General features: G+C 63.1%; 7 protein-coding genes and 1 pseudogene. 7 read left to right on the plus strand and 1 reads right to left on the minus strand.

The features are described from left to right. Positions 1-183 precede the first annotated feature (183 nt). A complete protein-coding gene (locus BM125_RS16065) occupies positions 184-441 on the minus strand; it encodes a hypothetical protein (protein ID WP_092409832.1) in 258 nt (85 codons plus the stop codon). 504 nt (positions 442-945) lie between these two features. On the opposite strand from BM125_RS16065, the gene BM125_RS16070 reads away from it, so the two are divergent. The 7 genes and pseudogenes from BM125_RS16070 to BM125_RS16105 form a co-directional block, all read left to right on the plus strand. After that, the gene (locus tag BM125_RS16070) at positions 946-1,209 is read left to right on the plus strand and encodes a hypothetical protein (RefSeq protein WP_092409834.1); all 264 of its coding nucleotides are present in this window, start codon (positions 946-948) and stop codon (positions 1,207-1,209) included. A 724-nt stretch (positions 1,210-1,933) separates the two neighbouring features. Further along, positions 1,934-4,009 (plus strand): O-linked N-acetylglucosamine transferase family protein, encoded by a 2,076-nt coding sequence (locus BM125_RS16075; RefSeq protein ID WP_175498140.1) that lies wholly within the window; start codon positions 1,934-1,936, stop codon positions 4,007-4,009. 28 nt (positions 4,010-4,037) lie between these two features. Then, positions 4,038-4,559: a molybdenum cofactor biosynthesis protein B gene (gene moaB, locus BM125_RS16080; protein ID WP_092409836.1), complete on the plus strand. Its 522-nt coding sequence runs from the start codon at positions 4,038-4,040 to the stop codon at positions 4,557-4,559. A gap of 24 nt (positions 4,560-4,583) precedes the next feature. Beyond that, positions 4,584-5,357, plus strand: a complete 774-nt coding sequence (ppk2, locus tag BM125_RS16085) for a polyphosphate kinase 2 (protein ID WP_092409838.1) — start codon at positions 4,584-4,586, stop codon at positions 5,355-5,357. A gap of 54 nt (positions 5,358-5,411) precedes the next feature. Continuing rightward, positions 5,412-6,155 carry a TfpX/TfpZ family type IV pilin accessory protein gene (gene tfpZ, locus BM125_RS16090; protein WP_092409840.1) on the plus strand — a complete coding sequence of 248 codons (744 nt, stop codon included), beginning with the start codon at positions 5,412-5,414 and terminating at the stop codon, positions 6,153-6,155. Between the two features lie 750 nt (positions 6,156-6,905). Then, a complete protein-coding gene (locus BM125_RS16100; protein WP_092409844.1) occupies positions 6,906-7,343 on the plus strand; it encodes a pilin in 438 nt (145 codons plus the stop codon). Positions 7,344-7,509: 166 nt separating this feature from the next. Next, positions 7,510-8,013 (plus strand): annotated as a pseudogene (locus tag BM125_RS16105) (hypothetical protein); the annotation flags it as partial.

Below are 8,013 nucleotides of genomic sequence, written 5' to 3' on the forward strand. Positions count from 1 at the left end.
ACCCAATCGACTCGCGTCGAAAAATCGGCCGGTTTCGGGAACCTCGAAACCGCTCGGACTCCGCGCACTGGAATATACTTTTTCCTGCGCAAAGTCAAACAGGACAGGCGCTCGACTCGCGCCATCCCCATCGCTCCGGTTCGGGTCACGCCGGCGACCCCGGCCCCGCGCACCGAGGAGCCATCAGGCGACCTTGCTGCGGATCTCCTCCTGACGGGTGCGAAAGCGTTCCAGCGCCTCGCCCAGAGCCTTGGCCCGATCACGGAACTGCAGCATCTGCTGGCGTGTCTTGATGACGCTGCGGATCAGGTCGGCACGTTGGCGGATCTGCTCATCGGTCATCGGCATGTCGAGCGGCGCCAGGTCGGCGCAGATCGAACCTATGGCCTGCAGTGCATTGACTGCCGTCCTGGCGTTTTCAGACGCTTTCTTCATGGTCATGCCACTTCTCCCGACCGTCGGCGCGAGCGCGCCTTGATGTTGTCCAAACCTGCGATGACCGGATCCGCAAGCCGGCATTGCCTGCACGATCCCTGCGGGTGCCCGACTGCCAGCGGCAAACACCGATTCCCTGTGCAGTAGATTTGCCATTGGGTTCGCAGGAATCTGTCGCTGGCCACGGCCATCGCCCAGGCAGTTTTCACGCTGCGGACTGAACCACCGCTAATCCGGTCAGCACCCCGTCCGGAAACTGCGAAGTGCACGACAGAATCGATCGCCCTGCCGGCACGGGCAGGCCACCCCGGGCCCAGGCCTCCTTAACCGCGTTTTCACAAAAACCGCTCGCTTCGCGGAATCCTCAGGAGATCGGTTTGTGTCCGATCGTCATATCCGAAGACGCGCCGCGACGAAATTCACTGTCGAGCCGAATCCGAATGCGCCGTACCAGTTTCGTTCATTCTCGATCGTGGAGACTCATCCCGGTAGGAAGATGGGAGCATCGAGATGAATGTGACGATCCTGTTTGGCGACCGCGAAAGAAAATGCTCGCTCGATGAAATCGTGCAGCGGGCCCACGCGGCCGTCGAGTCCGTGCTCGAACGGTTTGCCGGCGCCGACGCGGCCGAACGACACGTGCGGCCGATATGGCACAGCGTGGCGATGCAGATCGATTGCCGTGAGGAAACGGAATATCGGCAGTTGCTCAGGGCCATTGAAGTGAATTGCGCGCTGCGCCGCATTGCCGTGATGGGCGTGCGCCGCGCCTGAGCCAGCCCACGATGACAACGGTGACGGGACGGCGCGATCCTCTCGCGTCGAACGAGGTGCATGATCTTGGTCGATGACGACTGGATCCCGACTTCCGCCGGGACGGCTGAGAGAGGGCCTGAGCCGTCCCGCGTTGGCTCGTCACTCCTGCCAAGGCAGGACTCGGAACGCCGGCTGCCGAGCAGGAATTCGCGTCGTCAATGGTTCGACGGGCGAGCCGCGAGAGCGTTTCGTCGTACCGATTTCCCAGCCTCAAATCAGAATGGATCCCAGCCTTCGCTGGGATGACGGTGTGGCCGTTCGTGCCATCCCCCTCCAGGGAGGCTCTGAACAAGTGGCGCAATCGTCATGGCGATCAGAAGGCTCGCCACAGGTGCTGCGTGGCGACTTGAAGGCTGGTTGCCTTGACGAGCCGCGCGGTGCCTGTGGCGGGCCTTCTGAGCGCCACCCTTTCTCAATGACATCAGTCTGTTGGGCGACGCCTGCCTGCGCGCAGCTCTTTGTTGCGCCGACTTGAAAGACGGCCAGTCTGTCTGCGTCGGCGCGCCGCGATCTGCGCGCAGGCAGGTGTCGTGACGGTTGTGCCACTTGTTCGGAGCCTCCCTAGCTCGTCATTCCTGGGCGTGCAGGACCGCGGAGGCCATCGCGCGGTTGCTGCCTGGTTATTGATGACACATTGACCGGGCTTGGTTAAGTTGGGCGCCCCGCACACCTTCGGATGCCCGTGGAACAGCGACTCGATGCCATTGCCCAACTGATCGCGCAGGGTCGTCCCGACAAGGCCGCACAGCTGGCGAGCGAGGCGCGGGCGAACTTTCCGCTTGCGGTCGAACCGGCGCGCCTGCATGGCGTCGCCCTGTTCAGCATGGGCCGTCTCGACGAGGCCGTCGTCGCACTCCGCGAAGCCAGCGCCCTCGAACCGCGTTCGGTCGAAACCCTGTGCAATCTCGGCAGTGTCCTGTTGGCACGCAACGATGTCCACGCCGCCCTGACCGTGATGCAGTCGGCCCGGCTGATCGCGCCCGGACACGCCGCCGTTCTCAACGGTCTCGGCAACGCACTGCGCGCGGCGGGTGACGCCCGGGCGGCACGCGACACCTATGAGGCCGCCGCGCGTGCGGCCCCGGAATTCCTCGGCGCCTGGCTCAACCTGGCCGCCGCCGAGCTGGCCCTGGGCCAGCCTGCGCAATGCGAACGCATTGCGCGCATGGTCCTCAAGCAGACGCCCAACGCGCAGGCCTATCTGCTGCTGGCCCAGTCCCTCGCCGCCCAGCACCTGCTCGACGAAGCGGCCGATGCCTGCCGCGAGGGCGAGCGTGTTTCGCCGGGCAACCCCGACCTGCCCTATCAGCTCGGCCAGATCGCCGACGAACTGAAGCAGCCCGGGCTGGCGGCCGAGGCCCATGCCAGGGCGCTACAGATCGACCCGAATCTCAGCGGCGCCCTGGCCCAACTCGTCTTCATCAGGCGACAGCTATGTGACTGGCGCGATCTCGACCGGCTTTCCGGTCGGCTGCGCGAGGCCGTTGCCGCGGGCGCGAGCGACGTCGCGCCATTTGGCTTCCTCGCCGAACCGGCGACAGCCGCGGAGCAACGGGTCTGCGCCATGCAGTTCGCCGCCGCTGTCGGGCGACGGATCGATCCGCTCGCCGCCCGCCCGCAATTCCGGCATGCGCAACGAGCGCCCGACGCGCCGTTGCGCATCGGCTTTGCCTCGAACGGTTTCGGCAACCATCCGACCGGCCTGCTGACGGTCGCCTTTTTCGAGGCCTTGTCCGCACGCGGTGTCGATCTGCAGCTCTTTGCCACAGCGGCTAGCGACGGATCACCGGTGCAGCAACGACTGCAGGCCGCAGCCGGCGCGTGGCATGTCCTGGTTGATCTGCCTGCGGCCGGGATGGCAGAGCGCATCGCGGCCAGCGAGCTCGACATCCTGGTCGACCTGCGGGTCTGGGGCGGCGGCAACATCAGCGAGGCCCTGGCCCTGCGGCCGGCGCCGATCCAGGTCAACTGGCTGGCCTACCCCGGCACCTCCGGCGCCGACTGGATCGACTACGTGATCGCCGATCACCAGGTCCTGCCGGCGCGCCTGTGCCAGTACTTCTCGGAGCAGGTGGCCTGGCTGCCGCGCTGCTTCCAGCCATCCGATCCCGGGCGTGCCGTCGGCCAGCCGCCGGTGCGGACCGAATGTGGCCTGCCAGCATCGGGCGCGGTCTATGTCTGTTTCAACAATAGCTACAAGCTCGATGCGCGCAGTCTCGAGCGCATGTTCGCGATCCTGCGCGGGGTGCCCGATGCGGTCCTCTGGTTGCTCGCCGGACCCGAGCGAAGTGACGCCAACCTGCGCGCGCAGGCAGCGGCCTCGGGCGTCGATCCGGATCGGCTGGTGTTCATGGCCAAGCTGCCGCATGCCGACTACCTGGCCCGCTATCGGCATGCCGACCTCTTTCTCGATACCGCCACCTACAACGCGCACACCACGGCCTCGGATGCGATCTGGGCCGGCTGTCCGGTCCTGACCTCGGCCGGGGAGACTTTCGCGTCGCGCGTCGCCAGCAGCCTCAATCACCATCTCGGCATGACCGAGCTCAATGTCGCAGACGATGCCGCGTTCGTTGAATTCGCGCTGCGCGTGGGCCGAGAGCGCAGCGTGCGCGACGCCTTGCACGCTCGGCTAGCGGTTCTTCGCGGGCAGGGCAGCCTGTTCGACATGGACGGCTTCGCCGCGGATTTCATGGCGCTGCTGCAGGCCATGGCGCACCGTCACCGAACCGGGCAGGCAGCCGCGCCTATCGACTGAGGACGACCCGGCGCGCTAGTCTCGATGCATGGAAGCCTCCGCCGAACTCATCTCCCTCAGCCTGTGCGTGCTGACCGTCTCCGACTCGCGCACCGCGGCCAACGACAGTTCGGGTGACTATCTGGTCGAGGCCCTGGCCGCCGCCGGCCACCGCCTGCACGAGCGCGGCATCGTCCGCGACGACCGTTACCGCATGCGCGCGATCGTCTCGAAGTGGATCGCCGACGACGCCGTGCATGGGATCCTCATCACCGGCGGCACCGGCTTCACCGGCCGCGATTCGACCCCGGAAGCGATCGAACCGTTGCTCGACAAGCTGATGCCGGGTTTCGGCGAAATGTTCCGCGCGATCAGCATCGAGGAGATCGGCACCTCCAGCCTGCAGTCGCGCGCCTTCGCCGGGCTCGCCAACCAGACCTTCATCTTCTGCCTGCCGGGCTCGACCTCGGCCTGCCGTACGGCCTGGGAGAGGATCATCCGAATCCAGCTCGACGCGCGCACCCGTCCCTGCAACCTGGCCGGCCTGCGTCCGCGTCTGGGCGAGCAGTAAATCCAGGCCAACAAGGGGATCCGCATGGGCTCGATCAAGCGCAAGGAATATGAAAAGGCCCTCGAGGACCTGCAGGCCGAGCTGATCGCGCTGCAGCACTGGATCACGGCCAACAACCAGCGCGTGGTCGTGATCTTCGAGGGCCGCGACGCCGCCGGAAAGGGTGGTGTGATCAAGGCCATCGAGGGCCCGCTGAACAATCGTTACGTGCGCACCGTGGCCTTGCCCAAGCCGAACGAACACGAGTCGAGCCAGTGGTATTTCCAGCGCTACGTCAGCCACCTGCCCTGCGCTGGCGAGCTCGTGCTGTTCGATCGCAGCTGGTACAACCGCGCCGGCGTCGAGCCGGTCATGGGCTTCTGCACGCCCGAGCAGCATCGCCAGTTCCTGCAGGATTGTCCGGTCTTCGAGCGCCTGATCACCAACGACGGCCTGATCCTGCTCAAGTACTGGCTCAGCGTCGACCAGGAACAGCAGGAAGAGCGCTTCGACGAACGTGCGGAGGATCCGGCCAAGCGCTGGAAACTGTCGCCGATCGACATCAAGGCACGCGAAAGGTATGCCGACTATGGCGACGCCCGCGACGTCATGCTCAAGGTCACCCACACCGACCATGCGCCATGGTTCGTGGTCAATTTCAACGACCAGAAGCGTGGCCGCCTGAACCTGATCGACCACCTGCTCAAGCAGTTGCCGAAACGCGAACCGCCTGGCCCGGCGCTGGACCTTCCCAAGCTCTCCGGCAAGCCGCTCGAGGAGAAGATCCCGGACGGATTTCTCGTTCCGGAACCCTATTGAAAGAGGAAAAACAGACGCTATCATCCGCGCGATTGATAGCGAGGACCCTGGCCCATGTCACGCTGGAAAGCCGCTTGCATCCACCTTTCGATCAGCCTCCTGGTCGGCCTGCTGGTGCTGGCCCTGCTGTTTCTGGTCTGGTACCCCGAACCCTACTTCGAAGCAGCCGGCGGCCAACACCTGATCGTCGTCCTGCTCGGCGTGGACCTCGTCCTCGGCCCGCTGATGACCCTGATCCTGTTCAAGTCGGGCAAATGGGGCATGCGCTTCGATCTCTGGATGATCGGCGTCGTCCAATCGGCGGCCCTCGTCTATGGTCTGCACGTGATCGCCGAGTCGCGACCGGTGTTCATCGTGGCAGCGGTCGACCGCTTCAACGTGATGGCTCCAGCCGATATCGACCCCGAGGATCTGGCGGCGGGGAAAAAACCCGAGTTTCGCAGCTTTTCCTGGACCGGACCGCGCCTGGTCGGCGCCCAAATACCTCCACGGGGGAAAGAGCGAACCAAACTCATGTTCCAGGGCCCCGGGGGAAGAGACGTCCAGAATTACCCCAAGTTTTATGTCGATTATGAAGCAGTTGCGCCCGCCATCCTCGACCGAGCCAAACCTCTGTCCAATCTGCGCGAGAGGAACGCGGATGCAGGCCCTGTGCTCGCCAAGTGGTTGCGCTCGAACCACCGGAAAGAGGAAGACGTCGTCTGGGCTCCGATCATGGCGCGCAAATCCAGTGCCACCATGCTTTTGGATGCCCATACCGGTGAGCCCCTCGAGGCCATGGCCGTTTACCCCTGGTAGACACACGGCTCGCGAAGAAAACCGCAATCGCAGCGGTGTGCATGGACGTGACTCCGGCCGAAATCTCGCATCGAAAGCCTGGCGCCACGCCGTGCAATTGATCGACTCGGAATTCTTTACGAATCAAGCGCCACTCGTCAGCACCGACCGTCGCAGACGTTCCGGGAGCAAATCGCACAACCTGGCGAGCATGTCGACAATGCCGATGTGTTCCGCCAATGGAGATGTATTCAACCAATGGATCTGGCACGCCTGATGGCCCCTCGACCGCACAGTTCGTCAGATCCCACAAGGAATTGCCGCAGGCTAGTCCGAGGAGGGGCGCAGGCGCAGGTTCCTGAGCATTCAGATCCCCGATACGAGGGTGTCCGTCCGGCCCCTGGTAATCATTCCAGGGACTTTCCGCGACTTGATTGACAGTGAATGTCACAAGATGACGGTTCCGGGCAGGAGCCCTGGAAAGTACCTTGACTGCTTCCTTTGCAGACTCGCGAATCGCGAGCCTCGCGATACGTGACAGGCTTCCCACTTCCGAATCCGAATTTTCGAACCCGCATCCACTAACGTGAACGCGGTCAACGAATGTGGCAGGATGTCGAAACCTGAACGAGGTTGGCACGGATGCTGCTACATTGGACTCACCCTTCCGATGTTTGTCGAAGCGGGCGGCCCAGGACGGTAAACCCTGCGTCGACCGGATCGGAAGCCAAGGGCAATCCGGATTACCTTTATTTCCACGAGGAAGACACCATGAACGTTAACAAGACGAAAGGCTTCACCCTTATCGAATTGATGATCGTCGTCGCGATCATCGCCATCCTGGCCGCGATCGCGCTGCCGGCTTACCAGAACTACATCAAGCGCTCCAAGGTTACGGAAGGCGTTGTCGCCGCCGACGCCTGCAAATCGTCGGTTTCCGAGTACGTTGCCTCGCAGAACACGCTTCCGGCCAACATCGCTGAAGCTGGCTGTGATGGCTTCGTAACGACACAATACGTCCGGTCGCTGACCTACGCTGCAACGGGCGGCATCACGGTCACGTACCGCACGGCAGTTGGTGATGGTGTTGCCGGGCTTACCTATGAACTGGTTCCCGACACCACTGAAGTTGCAAATGGCCAGATCACTGCATGGTCCTGCACGGGCAGCAGTGTTCGCCCGGAACTGCTGCCGGCCGTCTGTCGCTAATAAGCAAGCGTTCGAAGCTGTCAACAAAAGCCCCTCGCATGAGGGGCTTTTTTTTGCATTTCCGATTTCTCATCCGCAAAACCCGTGTTAACGTTTCAATTTGGCGCCATCAAGGCGGTCATTCATTACGATGAAGAACACTTCAAGATCAATAACTTGGTTCTTGATGACAGCAGCCTTCGCCGCTACCTCACTGGTCTACTGGAAGGGCCTGCAAGGCGGCTTTGTCTACGATGACTACAGCTTCATTTTTGGCAATCCGGGAATCAAGGTTTCTTCCAACTCCTTAAGCAACTGGTTTGCCGCGGCGATGTCGTTTCCATCCGGATCCCACCAGGGACGCTGGCTCGGCATGCTGAGCTTCGCCGCAAACCACTATTTCACCGGCATGGATCCGTATGCATTCAAGCTGACCAACCTGGCAATCCACCTGCTCAATGGCCTGCTGGTCTTTCTGGCCCTGCGAGCCCTGTTCGATTTCCACCAGCTGCAAAAACCCGCCTTTCCCCGGCGCGCGGTGTTCAATTCAGGCCTGGCTGCCGCCTCGCTGGCCGCACTCTGGCTGGTCCTGCCCATCAATCTGACCGCCGTCCTCTATATCTCCCAGCGCCTCGAGTCGCTTTCAAATACTTTTGTCTTTCTCGGCCTCTGGTGGTACCTGCGGGTTCGA

This window comes from Dokdonella immobilis (assembly GCF_900115085.1).
Lineage (GTDB): Bacteria > Pseudomonadota > Gammaproteobacteria > Xanthomonadales > Rhodanobacteraceae > Dokdonella > Dokdonella immobilis.